The sequence below is a fragment of the Streptomyces sp. NBC_00513 genome (genome assembly GCF_041431415.1).
In the GTDB taxonomy this organism is placed as follows: Bacteria; Actinomycetota; Actinomycetes; order Streptomycetales; family Streptomycetaceae; genus Streptomyces.
This window is the reverse complement of the sequence record NZ_CP107845.1, coordinates 5,102,393-5,123,167: the sequence shown is the minus strand read 5'-3', so window position 1 is coordinate 5,123,167 and position 20,775 is coordinate 5,102,393. Positions and strand designations below refer to the sequence as shown.

Annotated in this window: 19 protein-coding genes, 2 tRNA genes and 1 pseudogene; 9 read left to right on the top strand and 13 right to left on the bottom strand. The window is 71.7% G+C overall.

Annotation, left to right across the window (positions count from 1 at the left end):
- Window positions 1-40: 40 nt before the first annotated feature.
- Window positions 41-662, bottom strand: a pseudogene (locus tag OHA84_RS23820) (alpha/beta family hydrolase).
- A 19-nt stretch (window positions 663-681) separates the two neighbouring features.
- A complete protein-coding gene (locus OHA84_RS23815; RefSeq protein ID WP_053676411.1) occupies window positions 682-1,497 on the bottom strand; it encodes an SOS response-associated peptidase in 816 nt (271 codons plus the stop codon).
- A 53-nt stretch (window positions 1,498-1,550) separates the two neighbouring features.
- Here OHA84_RS23815 and OHA84_RS23810 point away from each other — a divergent pair, with 53 nt between their 5' ends.
- The 4 genes from OHA84_RS23810 (at window position 1,551) to OHA84_RS23795 (ending at window position 5,125) form a co-directional block, all read left to right on the top strand.
- On the top strand, window positions 1,551-2,264 hold the full coding sequence (locus tag OHA84_RS23810; RefSeq protein WP_053676410.1) for a M50 family metallopeptidase: 714 nt from the start codon (window positions 1,551-1,553) through the stop codon (window positions 2,262-2,264).
- A gap of 65 nt (window positions 2,265-2,329) precedes the next feature.
- Window positions 2,330-3,667, top strand: coding sequence for a 3-phosphoshikimate 1-carboxyvinyltransferase (gene aroA, locus OHA84_RS23805; protein WP_266949760.1), 1,338 nt, complete (start codon window positions 2,330-2,332; stop codon window positions 3,665-3,667).
- A gap of 7 nt (window positions 3,668-3,674) precedes the next feature.
- Window positions 3,675-4,685 (top strand): ribosome small subunit-dependent GTPase A, encoded by a 1,011-nt coding sequence (gene rsgA / locus OHA84_RS23800; RefSeq protein WP_053676409.1) that lies wholly within the window; start codon window positions 3,675-3,677, stop codon window positions 4,683-4,685.
- A gap of 116 nt (window positions 4,686-4,801) precedes the next feature.
- The gene (locus OHA84_RS23795; RefSeq protein ID WP_030225858.1) at window positions 4,802-5,125 is read left to right on the top strand and encodes a multidrug efflux SMR transporter; all 324 of its coding nucleotides are present in this window, start codon (window positions 4,802-4,804) and stop codon (window positions 5,123-5,125) included.
- Here OHA84_RS23795 and OHA84_RS23790 read toward each other — a convergent pair.
- Window positions 5,091-5,651 (bottom strand): TetR/AcrR family transcriptional regulator, encoded by a 561-nt coding sequence (locus OHA84_RS23790; protein WP_053676408.1) that lies wholly within the window; start codon window positions 5,649-5,651, stop codon window positions 5,091-5,093. The two genes, OHA84_RS23795 and OHA84_RS23790, sit on opposite strands and share 35 nt — an antisense overlap.
- A gap of 137 nt (window positions 5,652-5,788) precedes the next feature.
- On the opposite strand from OHA84_RS23790, the gene hisN reads away from it, so the two are divergent.
- Both hisN and OHA84_RS23780 read left to right on the top strand, forming a co-directional pair.
- On the top strand, window positions 5,789-6,601 hold the full coding sequence (gene hisN, locus OHA84_RS23785; protein ID WP_266949757.1) for a histidinol-phosphatase: 813 nt from the start codon (window positions 5,789-5,791) through the stop codon (window positions 6,599-6,601).
- Between the two features lie 250 nt (window positions 6,602-6,851).
- Window positions 6,852-7,247, top strand: a complete 396-nt coding sequence (locus OHA84_RS23780; protein WP_053676406.1) for a cyclic nucleotide-binding/CBS domain-containing protein — start codon at window positions 6,852-6,854, stop codon at window positions 7,245-7,247.
- 105 nt (window positions 7,248-7,352) lie between these two features.
- Here the strand turns inward: OHA84_RS23780 and OHA84_RS23775 are convergent, their stop codons facing one another.
- The gene (locus OHA84_RS23775) at window positions 7,353-8,822 is read right to left on the bottom strand and encodes a catalase (protein ID WP_323181894.1); all 1,470 of its coding nucleotides are present in this window, start codon (window positions 8,820-8,822) and stop codon (window positions 7,353-7,355) included.
- Window positions 8,823-8,964: 142 nt separating this feature from the next.
- Here OHA84_RS23775 and OHA84_RS23770 point away from each other — a divergent pair, with 142 nt between their 5' ends.
- Window positions 8,965-9,381, top strand: a complete 417-nt coding sequence (locus tag OHA84_RS23770) for a Fur family transcriptional regulator (protein WP_078998539.1) — start codon at window positions 8,965-8,967, stop codon at window positions 9,379-9,381.
- 139 nt (window positions 9,382-9,520) lie between these two features.
- Here the strand turns inward: OHA84_RS23770 and OHA84_RS23765 are convergent.
- Window positions 9,521-9,594: transfer RNA gene (locus OHA84_RS23765), tRNA-Met, on the bottom strand.
- A 47-nt stretch (window positions 9,595-9,641) separates the two neighbouring features.
- The gene (locus OHA84_RS23760; protein WP_266969863.1) at window positions 9,642-10,238 is read right to left on the bottom strand and encodes a TetR/AcrR family transcriptional regulator; all 597 of its coding nucleotides are present in this window, start codon (window positions 10,236-10,238) and stop codon (window positions 9,642-9,644) included.
- A 108-nt stretch (window positions 10,239-10,346) separates the two neighbouring features.
- Here OHA84_RS23760 and OHA84_RS23755 point away from each other — a divergent pair, with 108 nt between their 5' ends.
- A complete protein-coding gene (locus tag OHA84_RS23755) occupies window positions 10,347-11,423 on the top strand; it encodes an NAD(P)/FAD-dependent oxidoreductase (RefSeq protein ID WP_266969864.1) in 1,077 nt (358 codons plus the stop codon).
- Between the two features lie 30 nt (window positions 11,424-11,453).
- Here the strand turns inward: OHA84_RS23755 and OHA84_RS23750 are convergent, their stop codons facing one another.
- The 3 genes from OHA84_RS23750 to OHA84_RS23740 all read right to left on the bottom strand — a co-directional run bounded on the left by OHA84_RS23750 (window position 11,454) and on the right by OHA84_RS23740 (window position 16,543).
- Entirely contained in the window at window positions 11,454-13,310 is a 1,857-nt protein-coding gene (locus tag OHA84_RS23750) for a tetratricopeptide repeat protein (protein ID WP_266969866.1), read from the bottom strand.
- A gap of 227 nt (window positions 13,311-13,537) precedes the next feature.
- Window positions 13,538-13,611, bottom strand: a tRNA-Met gene (locus tag OHA84_RS23745).
- 52 nt (window positions 13,612-13,663) lie between these two features.
- A complete protein-coding gene (locus OHA84_RS23740; RefSeq protein ID WP_053676493.1) occupies window positions 13,664-16,543 on the bottom strand; it encodes a UPF0182 family protein in 2,880 nt (959 codons plus the stop codon).
- A 131-nt stretch (window positions 16,544-16,674) separates the two neighbouring features.
- Here OHA84_RS23740 and OHA84_RS23735 point away from each other — a divergent pair, with 131 nt between their 5' ends.
- Window positions 16,675-17,247 carry a PPA1309 family protein gene (locus OHA84_RS23735; RefSeq protein WP_266969868.1) on the top strand — a complete coding sequence of 191 codons (573 nt, stop codon included), beginning with the start codon at window positions 16,675-16,677 and terminating at the stop codon, window positions 17,245-17,247.
- A gap of 60 nt (window positions 17,248-17,307) precedes the next feature.
- Here the strand turns inward: OHA84_RS23735 and OHA84_RS23730 are convergent, their stop codons facing one another.
- From OHA84_RS23730 to OHA84_RS23715, 4 genes are all read right to left on the bottom strand, one after another.
- Window positions 17,308-18,396, bottom strand: a complete 1,089-nt coding sequence (locus OHA84_RS23730; protein ID WP_053676399.1) for a PDZ domain-containing protein — start codon at window positions 18,394-18,396, stop codon at window positions 17,308-17,310.
- Between the two features lie 104 nt (window positions 18,397-18,500).
- Entirely contained in the window at window positions 18,501-18,698 is a 198-nt protein-coding gene (locus OHA84_RS23725) for a hypothetical protein (protein WP_053676398.1), read from the bottom strand.
- Between the two features lie 178 nt (window positions 18,699-18,876).
- The gene (locus tag OHA84_RS23720) at window positions 18,877-19,338 is read right to left on the bottom strand and encodes a molybdenum cofactor biosynthesis protein MoaE (protein WP_266969869.1); all 462 of its coding nucleotides are present in this window, start codon (window positions 19,336-19,338) and stop codon (window positions 18,877-18,879) included.
- A 214-nt stretch (window positions 19,339-19,552) separates the two neighbouring features.
- Window positions 19,553-20,734 (bottom strand): SDR family oxidoreductase, encoded by a 1,182-nt coding sequence (locus tag OHA84_RS23715; RefSeq protein ID WP_266949741.1) that lies wholly within the window; start codon window positions 20,732-20,734, stop codon window positions 19,553-19,555.
- Window positions 20,735-20,775 lie beyond the last annotated feature (41 nt).

Here is a 20,775-nt window from a genome sequence, read left to right as displayed (position 1 = left end):
GCAGCCGCGCGGGCGCACTCGTCGCCGGCCTCCCGAGGGCTCACAGCGGCAGCCGTCCGAGCCACTGCGCGACGGCCCCGGTGATCACGTCGAGGGTCTCGTCCTGGGTCCGGTCGGCCCTCTTCGGCACGGCGAACCCGTGGTCGCCGTGCTCCACCGCGACGAGTTCGTACGGGTCGTCCCCGGTCCCGGCTCCCTTGGACCACCAGGGTGGGCCGCCCGGCGCCCAGCAGCTCCTGGGCCCGGGACTTCTCGGGCCGGCCCGGCGGGTGCAGCGGGAACGCCAGCGCGAGCACCCCGGCCGCGCCCAGCTCGGCGGCGGTCCGGCAGGCCACCCGGGCTCCGGCGCTGCGCCCGCCGGCCACCACGGGCGGTCCGGGCCGGGTCAGCGCCGGCCACAGCCCGCGCCAGCCCTCGTCGAGCACCTTGGGCGCGGCGGCGACCTTCTTCCCGGCGACCCGCCAGGGCTGTTCGACCAGGGCCACGGTGATCCCGCGGGCCGGCAGGGCGGCGGCCAGCGCCCGCAGGTCCCGGGCCTCGATCCCGCCGCCGGCGCCGTGGCTCACGGCGAGCACGAGCCGGGCCTTCCCGGCCGTGGCGGGGTGCCAGGTGACGCGGGCCTCGCCCGCCGGCGTCGGAACGCTCTCGGTACGCGTGGTCATGCGCCCCATCCTGCCCGGGTCAGAAGAGGGTCTCCTCCTCCGGCGCGGCCAGTTCCTCCAGCAGCTCGGGGCCGTTGTTGCGCACGTTGCTGACGGCGGTGGACACCGCGTACGCCCGCATGAGCCCGCCGGGCGGCGGCGCGAGCAGCGCCTGGAGCTCGTCGGGGTCGGTGCGCGCCGGGTCCAGCCAGGGGTCCCACTTGTCCGGGGTCAGCATCAACGGCATGCGGGGGTGGATGTCGGAGAGCGAGCGGGGTCCGTCGGCGGGGGCCACGCCCAGCGGTCCGGTCTCGGCCTCGGTGGTGATGACCGAGCAGGTCGCCCACCAGGCCGCCGGATGCTCGTCGGGCAGGGTCCGGTCGCGCCAGAACTCGTAGATCCCGGCCATGGCGAAGACGGCGCCGTCGGAGGGCAGCACGAAGTAGGGCTGCTTGCGGGCCCGCTTCTTCTTCCCCTCGACCTCCAACTGCCGCTCGTCGTGGGCGGTGACCCACTCGTAGTAGCCGTCGGCGGGGATGACGCAGCGGCGCTGGGCGAAGGGGCGGCGGAAGGACGGCTTCTCCGCGAGGGTCTCGGCGCGGGCGTTGATCATCCGGGCCGCGCCCTCGGGGTTCTTGGCCCAGGAGGGGACCAGCCCCCACTTCACCACCCGCAACTGTCGAACCGGACGCGGGCTCGGCGCGTCCTTCAAGGGACGGTCGAGGACGATGTGGACCTCTTTCGTCGGCGCCACGTTCCAGTCGGGTGCCAGGGACTCTGCGGGCTCCCACTTCTCGACGCCGAAGATCCCCGCCAGATCCTCCGGCGCCCGACTCGCTGCATACCTTCCGCACATGCCTGCAACACTGCCACGACACCCGCCCACCACCGCAAGGAGTCCGCCACTCCATGGACAGCATCACGACGGCCGGTCTCTGGGACCGGCTCACCGGCATACAGCCCGAGCCCGAGCTGTGGCTGGTGATCGCGACCGGGGTCGTCGCCCTGGCCGCCGTGGCGCCCCGCCCGGTGTGGCGGATCTCCCGCAACGCGATCACCATCGCGCACGAGGGCGGTCACGGGCTGCTCGCGCTGCTGACCGGACGCCGGCTCGACGGGATCCGGCTGCACTCGGACACCAGCGGGGTCACCGTCAGCCGGGGCCGGCCGACCGGGCTCGGCATGGTCCTGACGGCGGCCGCCGGGTACACGGCGCCCTCGCTGCTCGGCCTCGGCGGGGCGGCGCTGCTGTCGGCGCACCGGATCACGCTGCTGCTCTGGGCGGCGACCGCGCTGCTGGTGGCGATGCTGGTGATGATCCGGAACGCCTACGGACTGCTCACGGTGGTGCTGACCGGCGCCGGCTTCGTCCTGGTGTCCTGGCTGGCCCCGGCCGAGGTCCAGGCGATGTTCGCGTACGGGGTGGTGTGGTTCCTGCTGCTGGGCGGGGTCCGGCCGGTGTTCGAGCTCCAGGCCAAGCGGAGGAACGGTGGAGCCCCGGACTCGGACGCGGACCAGCTCGGTCGGCTCACGCACGTGCACCCGGTCGTCTGGCTGCTGATGTTCCACGCCGTGGCGCTGTGTTCGCTGATCGGCGGCGGGCGCTGGCTTCTCGCCCTCTGAGACGGGGACGACGACCGGCCGGCGATCAAGATCCGGGTACGGGCGGAGCCACTAAAGTGGAGGCCATGACCGAGACCCCCGCGCTCCACGCCCTCTGGCCCGCTCCGCTCGCGGACGGCACCGTCCACGCCACCGTCACCGTGCCGGGTTCCAAATCGGTCACCAACCGGGCCCTGGTGCTCGCCGCGCTGGCCTCCGAGCCGGGCTGGGTGCGCCGCCCGCTGCGCTCGCGCGACTCGCAGCTGATGTCGGACGCCCTGCGCGCGATGGGCGTCGGCATCGAGGAGACCGTCTCCTCCAGCTCCGCCGACGGTGACAGCGGCGAGGCGTGGCGGATCATCCCGGCCGCGCTGCACGGCCCGGCAACCGTCGACGTCGGCAACGCGGGCACGGTCATGCGCTTCCTGCCGCCCGTGGCCACCCTGGCCGGCGGCGACATCCGCTTCGACGGCGACCCGCGTTCCTACGAGCGCCCGCTGGGCGAGGTCATCAGCGCGCTGCGCGTCCTCGGGGCCCGCATCGACGACGACGGCCGGGGCGCGCTGCCCCTGACCGTGCAGGGCGGCGGGGCCCTGGAGGGCGGCACGGTCGAGATCGACGCCTCCAACTCCTCCCAGTTCGTCTCGGCGCTGCTGCTGTCCGCGCCGCGGTTCAACCAGGGCGTCGAGGTCCGGCACATCGGTTCGACCCTGCCGTCGATGCCGCACATCCGGATGACGGTGGAGATGCTGCGCGCGGCGGGCGCCCAGGTGGACACCCCGGAGGCCGGCGGCGAGAAGGACGTGTGGCGGGTCGCGCCCGGCGCGCTCCTGGGCCGCGACATGGTCGTGGAGCCCGACCTGTCGAACGCGCAGCCCTTCATGGCGGCGGCGCTGATCACCGGCGGCACGGTCACCATCCCCGACTGGCCGCGCCGCACCACGCAGCCCGGCGACGCGCTGCGCCGCATCTTCACGGAGATGGGCGGTTCCTGTGAGCTCACCGACGCGGGTCTGGTCTTCACCGGTACCGGGAAGATCCACGGCATCGACGTGGACCTGGGCGAGGTCGGCGAGCTGACCCCGGGCATCGCGGCGGTGGCGGCGCTGGCCGACTCCGAGTCGATCCTGCGCGGTGTCCGGCACCTGCGGCTGCACGAGACGGACCGGCTGGCCGCGCTGACCGCCGAGATCAACGGGCTCGGCGGCGACGTCACCGAGACCGCCGACGGTCTGCACATCCGCCCGCGCCCGCTGCACGGCGGTGTCTTCCACACGTACGACGACCACCGGATGGCCACCGCGGGCGCCGTGCTCGGTCTGGCGGTGGAGGGCGTGCTGATCGAGAACGTGGCGACGACCGCGAAGACCCTGCCGGACTTCCCCAGGATGTGGACAGACATGCTCGCGGGAGCGGGAGCGTAGGCCCGTCATGCGCAGGTACGGCAAGAACACCGACGAGGACGACATCCGCTCCCGCCCGAACCGCAAGGGCAATCGGCCGCGTACGACCATCCGCCCCAAGCACGAGGACGCCTCGGAGGGCTTCGTCCTGACCGTGGACCGCGGCCGGCTGACCTGCCTGGTCGAGGACCGCGCGGTGCACGCGATGAAGGCGCGCGAGCTGGGCCGCAAGGCGGCGGTGGTCGGCGACAAGGTCTGGATCGTCGGGGACCTGTCCGGCAAGAAGGACACCCTCGCCCGGATCGTGCGGATCGAGGAGCGCAGGTCCGTCCTGCGGCGCACCGCGGACGACGACGACCCGTACGAGCGGGTGGTCGTCGCGAACGCGGACCAGCTGGCCATCGTCACGGCCCTGGCCGATCCGGAGCCGCGGCCCCGGATGATCGACCGCTGCCTGGTGGCGGCGTACGACGCCGGGTTGGAGCCGCTGCTGGTGCTCACCAAGTCCGACCTGACGTCCGCCGACAAGATCCTGGAGATCTACTCGACGTTCGGCCTGAACTACGTGGTCACCAACCGCGAGGAGCTGGCGACGGGCGACGCGGCGGAGCGGGTGCGCGAGCGCCTCAACGGCCGGATCACGGCCTTCGTCGGCCACTCGGGCGTCGGCAAGACCACCCTGGTCAACTCGCTCGTCGCGGCGGACCGCCGGCGCGCCACCGGCCACGTGAACGCGGTGACCGGCCGCGGCCGGCACACCACCACCTCGGCGCTCGCGCTGCCGCTGCCCTCGGGCGACGGCTGGGTGATCGACACCCCGGGTGTGCGCTCGTTCGGTCTGCACCACGTGGACCCGTCCCGGGTGATCCTGGCCTTCCCGGAGCTGGTGCCCGGTACCGAGGGGTGCCCGCGCGCGTGCAGCCACGACGAGCCGGACTGCGCGCTCGACAAGTGGGTGGAGGACGGCCACGCGGACCCGGCGCGGCTTTACTCGCTGCGCCGTCTGCTGGAGACGCGGGAGCGCCGCGAGGGCGACTGAGGCGGTCTGCGGCCCTGCCGTCCGGCGGCGGGCCGGGTTTGTGGGGGCACCGGTCGGGATAAATGCTTGTTCGCACCAAGTGACGCGATGTCACATGACGCGGGGAGGCGTACGCCATGGCGTGGCTGCTGGTCGTGGTCGCCGGAATCCTGGAAACGGGCTTCGCGGTGTGCCTCAAGCTGTCCCACGGTTTCACCCGTCTGTGGCCGACCATCGCCTTCGCCTGTTTCGCGCTCGGCAGCTTCGGTCTGCTGACGCTGGCGCTGAAGAAGCTCGACGTGGGTCCGGCGTACGCGGTGTGGACGGGCATCGGGGCGGCCGGGACCGCGATCTACGGCATGGTCTTCCTGGGCGACCTGGTGTCCACCCTCAAGCTCGTCTCGATCTCGCTGGTGATCCTCGGCGTCATCGGACTTCAGCTGTCCGGTTCGGCGCACTGACCAGGCGCAGCAGTTCCCCGGTGCCCGGCTCCTCCCCCGGGGCGATCACGTAGGACAGCGCGAGCCGTACGACGAGTTCGCACCGCCCCGCCGTTTCCGGCGTGAGCGCGGCGGACGCCCGGTCGCGGACCGCTCGGATCAGCTCCCCGGGGCCGAGCGCGGGAACGCCCGGTCGGGACCCGCGTCCGGGCGGCGCCGGCAGGTTCCCGTTCCACGAGCCGGTCAGCAGGGCCTGGACCAGGGGGCGCGCGCGGGCGGCCCGTACGGTCCACTCGGCCACTCCCGCGAGCCGGTCGGTGGTGCCCGCCTGGGCGGCCAGGGTCCGGTCCACGCCGTCGAGGTACCAGTCGGCCTCGCGGCGGACCAGGGCCCGGCCGAGGCCCGCCTTGCCGCCGAACTCGTTGTAGAGGGTCTGTCGGGACACCCCGGCGGCGGCCGCCACGTCGACCATCCGCACGGCGGGCCAGGGGCGCGCGGACAGCGCCGCTCCGGCCGCTTCCAGCAAGGATTCCCGGGCCGCCGGCATCGACGCCTCCCCCGATTGGCTCACCCGATTGGCTCTCCGGCCAGACTTGACGGGTCGACAGATCCTGTCAAGGGCGCCTCTCGGCCGTACCGTGGACGGCGTTCGCCGGGCCGCGACAGTCTCGATACTGTTCGACCATGCCCGAGTATGACGATGACCTCCGCCTTGCCCTTGAGCTCGCCGACGCGGCGGACGCCGCCACGATGCAGCGCTTCCGAGCCCTCGACCTGCTGGTCGAGACGAAGCCGGACATGACCCCGGTGAGCGAGGCCGACAAGGCCGCCGAGGAGATCGTCCGGGCCGGGATCCTGGCCGCCCGCCCCGGCGACGCGATCCTGGGCGAGGAGTACGGGCTCCAGGGCGAGGGACCGCGCCGTTGGGTCGTGGACCCCATCGACGGCACCAAGAACTACGTGCGCGGGGTTCCGGTCTGGGCGACCCTGATCTCCCTGATGGCGCAGGACCCCGACGACGCCGACGGGGTCTTCCGTCCGGTGGTCGGCGTGGTCTCGGCGCCGGCGCTGGGCCGCCGCTGGTGGGCGGCGCAGGGCGGCGGCGCCTTCGCGGGCGGCGCGCTGGGCGAGACCACGCGGCTCGGGGTGTCGAAGGTCGCGACCCTGGACGACGCCTCCTTCGCCTACTCCTCGCTGAGCGGCTGGGAGGAGCAGGGCCGGCTGCCCGGCTTCCTGGACCTGTCGCGCGCCTGCTGGCGCACCCGCGGCTACGGCGATTTCTGGCCCTACATGATGGTCGCGGAGGGCTCGCTCGACCTGTGCGCGGAGCCGGAGTTGAGCCTGTGGGACATGGCCGCCCTGGCGGTCGTGGTCCAGGAGGCCGGCGGCCGGTTCACCGACCTGGACGGGGTCGAGGGCGTGCACGGCGGGAACGCCGCCGCCTCGAACGGTCTGCTCCACGAGGAGATGCTGGCGCACCTGCGCCCGCGCGCCTGAGGTCGGGCGGCCGGGTCCGGCGCCGGATCCGGACCTCCGCGGTCGCCGTGACCGGGGGCCGGGCGCGTCCCGTGCCCGGCGGATGCGCCCGCGCGTGCCGAACGCGCCCTCTTGATGACCCTCCGTGTTCGTGGGAATCTGAGGATCCCCCCGCTTGTGCGCTTGTGAAGGCCTTCTCGAAGTGCGACCGCACGGCCTTCGCCCCGCGCACCCACCCGAGCGGGGGATCACCCAGGAGGTGGCTCCCTTCATGCTCGTCCGTGACGCCATGAGCACCGTGATCCTCACCCTCGGACCCGCGCACACCCTCCGTCAGGCGGCCTGCCTGATGTCCGGCCGGCGCGTGGGCGCGGCCGTCGTCCTCGACCCCGACCACAGTGGAATCGGCATCCTGACCGAGCGCGACATCCTCAACTCGATCGGCGCGGGACACGATCCCGACCGTGAGTCCGTGGGTGCGCACACCACCAACAACGTCGTGTTCTGCACCCCGGAGGCGACCGTGCAGGAGGCCGCCGAGGCCATGGCGCACGGCGGTTTCCGGCATCTGATCGTGCTGGAGGACGGTGGCCCCGTGGGCATCGTGTCCGTCCGCGACGTCATCCGCTGCTGGGCGCCGGTCCGGCGCAGCGCCGTACCGGCGTAGCCCTCGCGGGCCGGGGCCGGTCGGCCCGGGCTCTTCGGCGGTACGCCGACGGGCCGGCCCTCCCGAGGGAGCGCCGGCCCGTCTTTCGCCACGACAAGCGGTGCGTCAGCCGCGAAGGGCCTGGACCGCGGCATCCAGCCGCTTGCCGAAGTCGCCGTCCGCCTGGCGGAAGTTGTCGATCGCGCGCTCGACGATGTCGTCGCGCGAGACCTTGGCGATGAACCCGGACAGGTTCTCGATCAGCCGGGCCTTCTCGTCCTCCGAGTAGAGGCGGTAGAGGTTGCCGGCCTGGACGAAGTCGTTGTCCTCGCTGTGCACCGCGGCCGGGTGGTTGCCCGTGCCGCCCGTGAGGGGAACCGACTGCCACAGCGGACGGTCGATCTGGTGCGGACCGCCGAAGCTGTTGGGTTCGTAGTTCTTCGCGCCCTTGTGGCGGCCGTCGTACAGGTGGCCGTCACGGGAGTGGGTGCGCGCCTCGGTGGCGTGCGGGCGGTTCACCGGCAGGTGGTCGGCGTTGATGCCGACGCGGTAGCGGTGGGCGTCGCCGTAGCCGAAGAGGCGACCCTGGAGCATCTTGTCCGGGGAGGGGCCGATGCCGGGGACGAAGTGGGCCGGGCTGAAGATGCTCTGCTCGACCTCGGCGAAGACGTTCTCCGGGTTGCGGTTGAGCTCCAGCTTGCCGATCTCGATCAGCGGGTAGTCCGCGTGCGGCCACACCTTCGTGAGGTCGAACGGGTTGAAGCGGTACCCGGCCGCCTCGGCCGCGGGCATGATCTGGACCTGCACGGTCCAGGACGGGAAGTCGCCGCGCTCGATGGCCTCGCGCAGATCGCGCTGGTGCGAGTCGGGGTCCTCGCCGGCGAGCCGGTTGGCCTCGTCCTGGGTGAGGTTCTTGATGCCCTGGTCGGTCTTGAAGTGGTACTTGACCCAGAAGACCTCGCCGGCCTCGTTGTTCCACTGGAACGTGTGCGAGCCGAAGCCGTTCATGTGGCGGTAGGAGGCCGGGATGCCGCGGTCGCCGAAGAGCCAGGTGACCTGGTGGGTGGACTCGGGGCTCAGGCCCCAGAAGTCCCACACGTTGTCGGCTTCCTGCGAGCCCGTGTACGGGTCGCGCTTCTGGGTGTGGATGAAGTCGGGGAACTTGATGGCGTCCTTGATGAAGAACACCGGGGTGTTGTTGCCGACGAGGTCGTAGTTGCCCTCTTCGGTGTAGAACTTCAACGCCCAGCCGCGGGGGTCGCGCACCGCGTCGGCGCTGCCGAGGTTGCCCGCGACGGTGGAGAACCGCAGGAACGTCTCGGTCTCCTTGCCGACCTCGGACAGGAACTTCGCCCGGGTCCACTGCGAGACGTCGCGGGTGAGCGTGAAAGTGCCGTAGGCGCCGGCGCCGCGGGCGTGCACCACACGCTCCGGGATCCGCTCGCGGTTGAAGTGCGCGAGCTTCTCCAGCAGGAGCTGGTCCTGGACCAGTACGGGCCCGCCGATGCCGGCGGTCTCGCTGTTCTGGTTGTCCGCGACCGGAGCCCCGGTCTCCGTGGTGAGCGGTCCCTGCGTCACGTGCGCCTCCTGCGTCATTCCTGCCTCGTCCTGCCCTCGGCCCACCCTCGGGCCGTGCCGTGCTCGATCCTACAATGGACTTTGTCCAAGTCAAGCAAGCATCCAATCTCGCACTCGTTCGGGAGTTACACGGAGTCCCCGCGCTGTTAGGCTGGCGTCCATGAGTGACCTGCTGCAACGACTCCGCGGACGCGGATGGCGCATGACCGCACAGCGGCGCGTCGTGGCCGAGGTGCTCGACGGTGACCACGTTCACCTGACGGCAGACGAGGTGCACGCACGGGCCGTGACCAGGCTGCCGGAGATCTCCCGGGCGACCGTCTACAACACCTTGGGCGAGCTCGTGTCCCTGGGCGAGGTCCTGGAGGTGTCCACGGATCGCCGCGCCAAGCGGTACGACCCGAACGCGCACCAGCCGCACCAGCACCTGGTGTGCGCCGTCTGCGGCGCGATCCGCGACGTCCACCCGGCCGGCGACCCGCTGGCCGACCTGCCCGCCGGCGAACGCTTCGGCTTCGTGGTCTCCGCCGTCGAGGTCACGTACCGAGGGGTCTGCCCGAACTGCGCGGCCGCCTGACCCCACCCCGAACGACACGAGGGCCCGGAAGCACGACGCTTCCGGGCCCTCGTATCGTTCGTGACGCGCTTTCCATCCGGGAACGATCCGGAAACGACCGAAGGCCCGGATCCATGGGATCCGGGCCTTCGGCCTTCAGTAGCGGGGACAGGATTTGAACCTGCGACCTCTGGGTTATGAGCCCAGCGAGCTACCGAGCTGCTCCACCCCGCGTCGGTAAACCCGACTGTACGGGAGGCGTCGCGGCAGATGCAAATCGGTTAACCGGCCAGTCCTCGCAGCAAAAGAGCGGTGAGGGTGTCGACCACCTCGTCGTCGTCGAGCGGGACCCCGGCGGTCATCGCCGCGTAGCCGAGCATCGAGATCATCGACCCCATGGCCGCCGCGACGAGCCCGGGATCGCCGGGCAGTGGCCGGCCCTGCTCGCGCATGTACTCCAGGTGCCGGCGCAGCGGGTCCGTCTCCCGCGTCAGCCGCTCCCACGCCTGACCGGCGCCCGGGGGCTCGGTCATGGACTTCTGGAAGAGGGCCACCACGACGGGCAGGTGGTTCCGGAAGACCCCCCAGCTCGCGGCGACGTGCGTGCGGAGCTGCACGGGATCGGCGAGGTCGTGCTCCCGGGGGTGGTCCTCGGCCCCCACGGCCGTGTCGACCTGGGCCCCCATGTCCGCGAGCAGCGCCTGGAGCAGCTCCTCCTTGCCGGCGAAATGCTCGTAGAACGCGCCGGTGGAGCGTCCCGCCGCCCTGGTGATGTCGGTGATCTTCGTCTGTGCGTATCCCCGCTCCAGGAACAGCCCGCGGGCGGCCTCCTTGAGCGCCGCCTCCGTGCCGGCCGCCCGCTCCTTGCGCACTCCCACCGGGGATCCCCTTGTCGCTTGACGCCGTCGTTGCAACGTCATCATACTGAACCGAGTTTCACCGAATCACTATTCAGTGAATGTGGATTCAGCGAGAAGGGCACAGTCATGCGCATCTCAGTCATCGGTGGCGGAGTGGCCGGAGCCGCGAGCGCCATCGCCCTGCGCCGGCGCACCGGCGCCGAGGTCACCGTGTACGAGGCCTACGAGGACCCGGCCGGCCAGGTGGGCTCGTTCCTCAGTCTGGCCGTCAACGGGCAGCGCGCCCTGGACACCCTGGGCTGCCTCCCCGCGGTCCGCGCGGCCGGTTTCCAGGTGGCGCACCAGCGGATGTGGTCGGCCTCCGGGAAGCTCCTCGGCGAGGTCCCCCGGGGCCGGCTCGCCTCCGACACGCTGCACAGCACGACCCTGCTGCGCGGACGCCTGGTGGAGGTCCTGCGGGCGGAGGCGGTGAGCGCCGGTGCCCGGATCGTCACGGGCGGGCGGGTCCGCGCCGCGGACGTGGACGGGGACCTGGTGGTGGCGGCGGACGGCATCTGGTCCGCGTCCCGCCCCGCCCTGTCGGCGACGGCCCCGGTCCCGCGGTACGCGGGGCTCTACAGCGTGTCCGGGGTCTCGCGGGGCCCGGACCTCGACCCGGACACCTACCACATGGTGTTCGGGCGGCGCGGGGCGTTCCTGTACGTCCCGGCGTCGGACGGCTCGGTCTGGTGGTCGGCCCAGGTGGCCTCGCCGGAGCCCCCGGAGAGCGCCGAGGTGACCCTGTCGCCGCTCGCGGAGCTGTACGCCGGGGAGGCCGGGCCGTCGGAGATGCTGGCGTCCGCGGTACGGGTCGGTCGCGCGATGCCGATGCACCGGATGGCGGAGGTCCCCGTCTGGCACGACGGCCGCACGGTGCTGATCGGGGACGCCGCGCACCCGGTGGGCGCGGGGCAGGGCGCCTCGATGGCCGTCGAGGACGCGGTGGCCCTGGCCGGGTGCGTGGCCTCGGCCCCCTCGGTCCGCTCCGCCCTCGACGCGTACACCCGACTGCGCCGTCCCCGGACCGCCCGCATGGGCAGGTCGGCCGGCGCGAACCGCGACTCCAAGACCCCGGGCACCCTGCAACGCCGCGTCAACGACACCCTGATGCCCCTGTTCTTCCGCCACGCGTACGCCCGCTCGACGTCATGGCTCTACCGCTGACCCCGAACGGCGCCCGCCGGCCGTTCAGGGTCAGGCCGAGAGTTCCTCAGCCAGCGCGTCCCGCAACCTCGCGGCGCGTTCCGAGACCTCCGCCGGCCCCAGCTCCATGGCCCGCACGCACCACTTCTGCCCCTCCGTCAGGTCCCCCTGACGCGCGGCCAGCAGCCCCAGTCTCAGCGCGGCCCGGCCGTGTCCGGACACCGCCGCCCGCGTCCACCACAGCGCGGCCTCCGGCTCGTTGCCCTCCCGTGCCAGCAACAGCCCGAGGTTGAAGGCCCCGTTGCGGGAGCCGGCCTCGGCCGCCTCCCGGTACCACCGCGCCGCCATCGCCAGATCACCGCGCGCGGCGGCCAGCATCCCGACGCGCACCTGCGCCCGCCGGTGCCCGTGTTCGGCGGCCCGCTCGTACCACTCCTCGCTCTCGGTGCGCGCGGCGCCGCCCGCGGACTCGCCGAGGGCCGGCGGCTCCGGCGGCGGAGCCAACGACTCCAGCAGCGAGGCCAGCCGGAAGGCCGCCTCCGCGCTGCCGCCGCCCGCCGCGCACCGCAGGTGGCGTTCGGCGGCCCGCTCCTCGCCGTCCCGCACGAGGGCGATGCCGACCTGCAGCGCCGCGTCGGTGTGCCCCGCCGACGCGGCCCGCTCGTACCACTTCAGCGCCGTGCGGTCCTCGTCCCGACCGGCGAACAGGATGCCCAGGTTGAAGGCGGCGTCCACACTGCCCGCCTCCGCCGCCTTGGAGAACCACGGCTCGGCGCCCTCGGTGTCGCCGCCCTGCAACAGCAGGATGGCCAGCGCGTTGGCCGCCTCGCGGTGGCCCGCGTAGGCCGCGCGCCGGTACCACTGCTCGGCCTGCGCGGTCCGCTCCTGCGCGGCGCACAGCAGGGCGAGGTTGTACGCCCCGTTCTGGTCGCCCGCGTCCATGGCGGCCCGGTACCACTTCTCGGCCGTCTGGGTCTCCCCGCGCGCGGCGTGCAGCGCGCCCAGCGCGTTGGCGGCGTTGCCGTCCCCGTCCTGGGCGGCCCGGTGCCACCAGGCGGCCGCGCTGTCCTCGTCGCCCGCGTCGCGCAGCAGGAACCCCAGGGCGCAGGCCGCCCGGGCCTCGCCCTGCTTGGCGGACGTCAGGTACCAGCGCCCGGCCTCCTTGAGTTCCCCCCGCGCCTCCAGCAGTGCGCCCAGGTGCAGGGCGGCCCGGCGGTGTCCGCGCGCGGCGGCCTGCCGGTACCACTGCTCGGCCTCGGCGGGGTCGCCCTTGCGCAGGTGCCGCGCCAGTCGGTAAGCGGCTTCGCGGTGCCCCTGCTCGGCGGCCGCGCGGAACCAGCGCTCGACGCCCCGGTCCCCGCGGTGCTCCAGCAGGTCGGCCAGTCCGTACGCGCCCAGGGCGTGGCCGGATTCCGCCGCCTGGCGCAGCCAGTACTCGGCGGCGGGCTCGTCCCCCCGCTCGCGGTAGTAGCGGCCGAGGGCGTGCGCGGCGGGTGCGGATCCGGCCACGGCGGCGACGCGCCACCAGCCGGCGGCCTCCTCGGGGTAGCCCCGCTGGTGCAGCAGTACGCCGAGGTTGTTGGCGGCGGCCCGGTCGCCCTCGCCGGTGGCTCCGCGCAGGTACGGCTCGGCCCCGGCGAGGTCGCCGCGGCGCAGCAGCAGCGCCCCGAGCACGCTCATGGCGCCGGGGTCGCCCTTGTCCGCGGCCACCCGGTGCCGGGCTTCCAACTCGGCGTCACTGGCCACGTCGGCTTCGCCGAAGGCTTCGTCCGCGAAATCCGCATCGGTCAGTGCGGTTTGCGCGTCAACGGTGCGAGCCGCCTCAACGGCTCCCGTGCCCGGCTCGGCCTCCGCCCTCACAAACCGCCCTGTCTCCAGCAGAGTTGACCTGTCCCCCATAAATCCCATCGTCGCATCACCTGCTACCCGCGTACACCTGGTATGTCGCAGCCAGTGAGGTCACTACAGCGTTTTGTCGACATGCCCACAGAGAGACAAGTCAAACACGCTCCCGCCCCAACTCACCCGCCCCAGCGACCCCGTGTCTGTCACGCGTTCGTCACGCCTCACGTCCGCGCCCCTTCGCGAACATGACGAAGGCCCGGATCCCATGGGATCCGGGCCTTCGTTTTCAGTAGCGGGGACAGGATTTGAACCTGCGACCTCTGGGTTATGAGCCCAGCGAGCTACCGAGCTGCTCCACCCCGCGTCGGTAAACCCACAGTAGCACGACGCGGGACGGAGCCATTACCCAGTGATCGTCAGCCTCCGGACTTGGGGGCCGTGAGCTTCGCCTCGGCGTCGATCGCCCGCTGAAGCGCCAGCTTGATGTCCTCCTGCGCCTTGCCGAACGCCGTCCAGTCACCGGACTGGCGGGCCTTCTCGGCCGCCTCGATGGCCTTCTGCGCGTCCGACAGCGCCGCCTTGACCGTGGGGTCCTGGGCGGTCGGCGGGGTGACGGTGCCTTCGCCCGGCGGGTTCTCCGGGGTCACGGGCACGGTCGGCGCCTCTGCCCCGAAGACCACGTTCAGCGCCTTCTCCAGCGTGTCCTCGAAGGCCGTCTGGCCGCCGTAGGTCACCAGCACCTTGCGCAGCAGCGGGTACTTCAGATTGGAACTGCGGACGTACACCGGCTCCACGTAGAGCATGCCGCCGTCGAGCGGCACCGCGAGCAGGTTTCCGTACTCGACCTCGGAGTCTCCACCGCGCAGCAGGCGGATCGACTCGGCGATCTTCGGTTCGGACTGGAACTTGCTCTGTACCTGCTTGGGGCCGTCGACCGGCTTGCTGGTCGGCAGCTTCAGGATTCTGATCTTGCCGTAGTCCGGGGTGCCCGGATCGGCGTTGACCGCCATGTAGGCGCTCAGGTTGTCCCGCTCGTTCGGCGTGAACGTCGTCGTGAGCGAGAAGACCTGGTCCTTCTCCTTCTGGCCCGGCATCTTCATCGACAGGTAGTACGGCGGAAGCGCCGTGCCCGCCTTGACGGTCGGGTCGTCCGGGACGGCCCAGGCCTCACTGCCGCTGAGGAAGGTCTGCGGGTCCGTGACGTGGTAGCGGGTGAGCAGCTCGCGCTGGACCTTGAAGAGGTCCTGCGGGTAGCGCAGGTGGTCCATGAGCGCCTTGGGGATCTCGCTCTTGGCCTTCACCGTGCCCGGGAACGCCTTCATCCAGGTCTTGAGGACCGGGTCCGCCTTGTCCCACTGGTACAGGTCGACCGTGCCGTCGTAGGCGTCGACGGTCGCCTTCACCGAGTTGCGGATGTAGTTGACCTGGTTCTCCTGGGCGACCACCGCGCGCTGGCTGTTGGTCAGCGAGTCCGCGGTGCTCTGGCCCAGCGTGGTGCGCGAGGCGTACGGGTAGCCGTTGGTCGTCGTGTAGGCGTCGACGATCCACTTGATCCGGCCGTCGACGACCGCCGGGTACGGCGCCCCGTCGATGGTCAGCCACGGCGCGACGGCCTCGACGCGCTCCTTGGGCGTGCGGTGGTAGAGGATCCGCGAGCCCTCGCCGATGGCCCCGGAGTACAGGATCTGCGGCTCGCTGAAGGAGAGCGCGTACGCCGCACGGTTGACCGGGTTGTCGAGATTGACCCCGGAGTCACCCTTGTAGCTCGTCTCCTTCTCGCCCTTGTCGTCCGAGTAGTCGAGTTCCTTCTGCGGTCCGCCGACGATCGAGTACTGCTTCGTCATCTCGCCGTAGTAGATGCGCTGCTCGAAGTCCGTGCCGAACATGCCCTTGGAGGGCAGGTCGGACTGGGTGAAGTCGGGGGCGCCCTGGTCACCGACGGTGGTGCCCTTGGCCGCGACGACGCCGTAGCCGTGGGTGTACTTGAAGTGGTCGTTGATCCAGTTGTTCTTCGGGATGCCGCCGATGTTCAGCTCGCGCAGGCCGATGACCGTGTCCTGGCCGTTGTACCGGTCCACGGCGAGCGTGGACGGGAACCCGTAGTAGCCCTTGACCTGCTGGAGCTGCTGGAAGGCCGGCGAGACGATGTTCGGGTCGAGGAGACGGACGCTGGCCGTGGTGTCCGCGGTCTGGCGCAGCTTGGTCTTGTCCTCGGTCTGCGGTACGCCCGGGTATTCCTTGACCTCGGACTGGGCGATCCCGTAGGCGTCGCGCGTCGCCTTGATGTTCTTCTGGACGTACGGCGATTCCTTGGCCTGCTCGTTCGGCTGGACCTGGAACTTCTGCACGATCGCCGGGTAGAGCCCGCCGATCAGGATCGCCGAGAGGACCATCAGGCCGAAGCCGATGACCGGCAGCTGCCAGGTACGGCGCCACAGCGTGGCGAAGAACAGGAGCGCGCAGATCGCGGCGATGGCGACGAGGATCGTCTTGGCCGGCAGGTAGGCGTTGGCGTCGACGTAGCGCAGGCCGGTCCAGTTGTCGGCGGCCTTGAAGTCGCTGGACTTCACGGCGAGGCCGTACCGGTCGAGCCAGTACGCGATGGCCTTGAACGTCACGAAGAGGCCGAGCAGCACCGACAGGTGCCCGGTGGCCGCGGCGGTGGCCCGGGCGCCGGGGCTGGTGACGCGCAGTCCGCCGTACAGGTAGTGCACGACGGCGGCGGCGATCACCGACAGGACGATCGCGGCGAAGCCGAAGCCGAGCAGGAAGCGGTACCAGGGCAGGTCGAAGGTGTAGAACGACACGTCCAGGCCGAACTGGGGGTCCTTCTGCCCGAAGGGCACCCCGTTCACGTACATCAGCCAGGTCTTCCACTGGCCTGCCGCCGAGGCGCCCGCGATCAGGCCGACGATCGCGGCGATGCCCAGGAGCAGCCACTTCTTGTACGGCGCGACGCTCATGCGGTAGCGATCGAGGCTCTGCTGCTCCATCGACATCGCGCTGAGCGGCGGCCGCAGCCGGTGCGCCAGCCAGATGTTGAACCCGACCGCACCCGCCATCAGCAGGCCGAAGACGGCGAAGAGGCCGACCTTGGTCCACAGGGTGGTGGTGAAGACCGAGGAGTACTCGACGGATCGGAACCAGAGCCAGTCGGTCCAGAAGCCCGCGAACATGATGAACAACATGGCCAGGACGGCCAGGACGCCCAAGGTCATCAATAGAGTCCGGGCACGCCGGGACGGGCGGCCGACTCTCATCCGTGGCCCGGAAGGGCCTCCGCCGCGGTCCGGCATCTGGAAAGCCAAGGTGCGCACCTCTGAAAGTCGCTGGGTCTGGTCATCAACGGGCCCCCGATCGTAGAGCCCACTCATGCAACTTACTGAGGCTTTAGTCAGTTCCCGGTATCGGGTGGAAAGGAGGCAGGATGTTGTCCATGCCCAACCTTTCTCCTTCCGCCGGCACCCCGATGGCCGCCTCCCCGCTGACGCGCGCCGTCCTTGAGATCGACGAGTACGCCTCCACCCTCGGCTGGGACAAGCCGGCCCGGCTGTTCGCCCTGGTCGACACCGCCAAGCTGCGCAAGCAGGAGCCGGGCCTCGCCCGTCAGCTGGGCCTCGACCAGGACGACGCGGGCAAGAGCCAGCTCACCCCGATCGAGCAGGACGAGGTGCCCGCGGGGACCCCGCTGGACAAGTTCCTGGGAACCATCGCCTGGCCCGCCGCGATCGTCGGCTGCGCGCTGACCGTGGAGCGCCTGATGCTGCCGCCGTCCGCGGAGGCCTCCGTCCCCGAGGGGCTCGGCGACAAGCAGCTGGCGAAGTGGGTCGCCGGGCATCCGGACCGGCAGGAGGTGCGGCTGACCGTGGGTGTCCTGCGGGACGGGTCCCGTGAGTCGGCGGTCCGGCTGCGCGAGAAGGACTCGTCGACCGAGGTGCTGACGGGCGCGACCCTGGTGCCGGGGCTGGCCGAGGCGCTGGCCGCGACCTTCCTGGACTGACCGGAGCCGGTCCGGCCCGTTCGTTCGCTCGCTCGCTCGCGAGTATCCGTCGGGGGCCGGTCAGGGCTTGCCGCACTGCGGCAGCCCTGCCGTCTCCCCCTTGGAGATCTTCTCCAGCGCCTTGGCGGCGTCGTCGATGGTGGACACCTTCACCAGCGTGAGGCCGTCCGGCACGTGGGAGGAGGCGGCGGCGCAGTTGTCGGCCGGGGTCAGGAAGTACTCGGCGCCGGCCTGACGGGCGCCGATGGTCTTCATCTGGATGCCGCCGATCGGTCCGACCTTGCCGTCGTCGTCGATGGTGCCGGTGCCGGCGACGAACTTCCCGCCGGTCAGGTTCTCGGGGGTCAGCTTGTCGACGATGCCGAGCGCGAACATGAGACCGGCGCTCGGGCCGCCGACATCGGCGAGGTTGATGCCGATCGGGAACGGGAAGGTGTGGTCGATCCCGGCCCGGATCCCGACGATGGCGTGACCGTCGTCCTCCGCCTTGCCGGTGGTGACCTTGATCTTGGCGGTGGCGCCGGGCTCCCGGTTGGCCTTCTCCGCCTCCGCCATCTCCTTCGCGGGGACGACGACGAACTCGACGGGCTCCCCGACCTTGTGCTTGGTGACGAGCCTGGCCACGTCGGCGGCCTCGGCCACGGGGGTGCCGTCCACGGACTTGATCACGTCGCCGGCGTGCAGGCTCCCCTCGGCGGGGCCGCCCTTGACCACGGAGGACACGATGACGTGCGGGGTGACGGGGATCTTCAGCTGCTTGAGCGCCGCGACCTTGGCGCTCTCCTGGGACTGGCTGAACTCCTCGGCGTTCTCCTGCGTGGACTGCTTCTCCGTCTTCCCGTTCGGGTAGAGGTTCTCGTGCGGTACGACGATGTTGTCGCCGGACAGCCAGCCGTACGCCGCTTCCAGCAGGTTCATGTCGTAGTCCGCGCCGGTGACCCGGACGGTCGTCATGTTGAGGTGCCCGCTGGTGGGGTAGGTCTTGTGCCCCGAGATGCTGAGGACCGGCTCGCCGCGCGAGTCCCCGAGCGTGTTCACCGTGGGGCCCGGGCTCATCTCGGAGTACGGGACCTTCAGGAACACCCCTGCGCAGAGCAGCGCGAACAGGACGAGGGTGGAAGCGAGCATCGTCGCGGTGCGGCGTGGCATGGATCGACAGTACGGGACGCCCCTGGCGGGCGGCCCGTGGGGCCGGGCCGTACGGGGTCGTGCGCGTGAACTCTCAGGCGATTCTCAGGGACTCGCGGGACGCCTCAGACGGCGTCGGAACCGGAGTGCGCCTCCGCCTTCGTCCTGGTGTGGTCGGTCTTGTCCATGACCTCGCGGAACCTCGCGTAGCCGGCCAGCTCGGATATGTCGCCGGATGTCCGGTCGCGAGCCGCCCAGCTGCCCCATATCGCCGCTCCGATGGCGGCGAACAGCGGAATCAGCAACCACGCCAATGACGCCATGGACGTGCCTCCCTGCCCCGAAAGTACGTGTCGTTGGTGGCTTCAACGCTCGTGCCCGGAAAGGGGTTACGCAAATCGGGGGCGTGTTGCGGAGCCGAACGGGTGTGAGGTTACCCCCTTGCGGGGGCGGTCCCGCGACCGGGGGTGTACAGGGGGGTGCGAGGTCGCGCGGGAGGGTTCAGCAGGCGCCGACCCACTCCTCCGTTCCGTCCGCGAACGTCTGGTGCTTCCAGATCGGCACCTCGTGCTTGAGGTCGTCGATCAGCATCCGGCAGGCCTCGAAGGCCTCGCCGCGGTGTGGGCAGGACACGGCGACGACGACCGCGAGATCGCCCACCGACAGATCGCCGACGCGGTGGACGGCGGCGAGGGCGCGGACCGGGAACTTGGCCACGACGCGCTCGGCGACGCGGCGCATCTCGGCCTCCGCCGTCGGGTGGCAGGAGTAGCCGAGGGAGTTCACGTCCGCTCCGCTGTCGTGGTTGCGCACGGTGCCGACGAAGAGCGTCGTCCCGCCCGTCGCGTCGTCGCCGACGGCCTGGAAGACCTCGTCGATCGAGAGCGGGGTCTCACGGATTTCGAGCAGGCGGATCGGGTCCGGAGCGGCCTGCTCGCCGGGGTGGTCGAAGTGCGGAGCCATACAGCCATCGTGCACCACGGCTTTCGGATCGCGATATAGCCGATTCGACCGGCTGTGCGACCCGGCCGTATGGAGCCTCCTACAGGGGGCACGGCTGCGGCCCGCTCTCGACCGGGTCCCGGCCCGGCCTCGATCCGGCCCCGATCCGGCTCGGGTCCTGCCCCGGTCCGGCCCCGGGCCGCCGCGGGCCCGGGGCGCGCGTCGGCCCGGCGTCTCAGATCCCCCGGCGCTTGCGGGCGCGGCGGACCGCGGCGGCCGCTCCGAGGAGGGCGACGGTGGCACCGGCGGCGCCGGCGGCCGTGGCGGCGTCCTTGCGGCCCAGACGACGGCCCGCGACGGTGTGCCGGCCCGCGACCTCCTGGAGCAGTTCGGCGAGTACTTCCTCGTTGGTCCAGCGGGGCCGCCAGCCGGCCGCGTGCAGGCCGCTGACGCTGACCACCCACGGGTGCATCGTGTAGGCGAGGTCGCCGGCCGGGGAGGGCGTCAGGCCGATCCGGTGGAGTCGGGCCGCGGCGCCCAGGGCGACCGCCGAGGGGAGCTCCATGCGGCGGATGCCGCTCAGCTCCTCGACCTCCTCCTGCTCCAGCCAGCCCTCGCAGCCGACCGCCAACTCGCCCTCGACCTTCTCCAGCGCCGCGTACTCCAGGGCGCTGACCAGGTCCTCGACGTGGCAGAACTGCCAGGTGGGCCGGGATCCCGCGACCACGAGCAGGCGCGGCGACTCGAAGTACCGGGTCAGCGCCGTGTCGGTGCCTCCGACCAGGACGGCGGGCCGCACCACGGTGACGTTCAGTCCGGGGTGCGCGCGGGGTGCCCGGCGGCCGAGCCGCTCGATCTCCAGCAGGTCTCCGACGCCGGTGGCCTCGGCGGTGGCGCGCAGCTCGGAGTCCTCGGTCAGCGGGATGTCGTTGTCCGGGAGCGCCCCGTAGACCATGGCGGAGGTGCACAGCACGACCCGGTGCACCCCGGCCGCGGCGGCGGCCGTCAGGACGGTCTGGGTCCCGCGCACGTTGTACGCCGTACGGGCCGCCGGATCCGTTTCGAGGTCGAGGTCGAGCGCGAGGTGGACGACGACGTCCGCGCCGCGCAGCTTCTCGGCGATCGCGGGGTCCCGTACGTCCAGGACGTGCCACTGCGCGGCCGCGCAGTCGCCGCGGCGCTCGTCGATCGCGACGACCTGCTTGACCTCGTCGGATTCGACGAGGCGGGCCACCAGGGCGGCGCCGACCCCGGACGCGGCACCGGTCACGGCGATCACCGGGTTGTGCCGGCGGGGGCCGTTCTCGTTTCGCGTCTGGCGAACGCCAGGGGCGCTGTCACCGTGCTCAGGGCTGTCTTCGGCGTCCTGCGGCGCGCGGCCGTGCTTGTCCGAAAGCTGCGGATCCGGGGAACTCACCAGGCGTCTCCAGCGGTTGTCTTCAGTAGGGACGCGCCGTG

What these genes read in the sequence shown, in the direction of transcription:
- OHA84_RS23730 (WP_053676399.1), bottom strand. Translation starts at nt 18,396, where the DNA reads ATGCCACGCCGCACCGCGACGATGCTCGCTTCCACCCTCGTCCTGTTC.
- OHA84_RS23795 (WP_030225858.1), top strand. Translation starts at nt 4,802, where the DNA reads ATGGCGTGGCTGCTGGTCGTGGTCGCCGGAATCCTGGAAACGGGCTTC.
- OHA84_RS23725 (WP_053676398.1), bottom strand. Translation starts at nt 18,698, where the DNA reads ATGGCGTCATTGGCGTGGTTGCTGATTCCGCTGTTCGCCGCCATCGGA.
- rsgA (WP_053676409.1), top strand. Translation starts at nt 3,675, where the DNA reads ATGCGCAGGTACGGCAAGAACACCGACGAGGACGACATCCGCTCCCGC.
- OHA84_RS23740 (WP_053676493.1), bottom strand. Translation starts at nt 16,543, where the DNA reads ATGCCGGACCGCGGCGGAGGCCCTTCCGGGCCACGGATGAGAGTCGGC.
- OHA84_RS23735 (WP_266969868.1), top strand. Translation starts at nt 16,675, where the DNA reads ATGTTGTCCATGCCCAACCTTTCTCCTTCCGCCGGCACCCCGATGGCC.
- OHA84_RS23810 (WP_053676410.1), top strand. Translation starts at nt 1,551, where the DNA reads ATGGACAGCATCACGACGGCCGGTCTCTGGGACCGGCTCACCGGCATA.
- OHA84_RS23755 (WP_266969864.1), top strand. Translation starts at nt 10,347, where the DNA reads ATGCGCATCTCAGTCATCGGTGGCGGAGTGGCCGGAGCCGCGAGCGCC.
- OHA84_RS23790 (WP_053676408.1), bottom strand. Translation starts at nt 5,651, where the DNA reads ATGCCGGCGGCCCGGGAATCCTTGCTGGAAGCGGCCGGAGCGGCGCTG.
- OHA84_RS23780 (WP_053676406.1), top strand. Translation starts at nt 6,852, where the DNA reads ATGCTCGTCCGTGACGCCATGAGCACCGTGATCCTCACCCTCGGACCC.
- OHA84_RS23815 (WP_053676411.1), bottom strand. Translation starts at nt 1,497, where the DNA reads ATGTGCGGAAGGTATGCAGCGAGTCGGGCGCCGGAGGATCTGGCGGGG.
- hisN (WP_266949757.1), top strand. Translation starts at nt 5,789, where the DNA reads ATGCCCGAGTATGACGATGACCTCCGCCTTGCCCTTGAGCTCGCCGAC.
- OHA84_RS23750 (WP_266969866.1), bottom strand. Translation starts at nt 13,310, where the DNA reads ATGGGATTTATGGGGGACAGGTCAACTCTGCTGGAGACAGGGCGGTTT.
- OHA84_RS23720 (WP_266969869.1), bottom strand. Translation starts at nt 19,338, where the DNA reads ATGGCTCCGCACTTCGACCACCCCGGCGAGCAGGCCGCTCCGGACCCG.
- OHA84_RS23775 (WP_323181894.1), bottom strand. Translation starts at nt 8,822, where the DNA reads ATGACGCAGGAGGCGCACGTGACGCAGGGACCGCTCACCACGGAGACC.
- aroA (WP_266949760.1), top strand. Translation starts at nt 2,330, where the DNA reads ATGACCGAGACCCCCGCGCTCCACGCCCTCTGGCCCGCTCCGCTCGCG.
- OHA84_RS23770 (WP_078998539.1), top strand. Translation starts at nt 8,965, where the DNA reads ATGAGTGACCTGCTGCAACGACTCCGCGGACGCGGATGGCGCATGACC.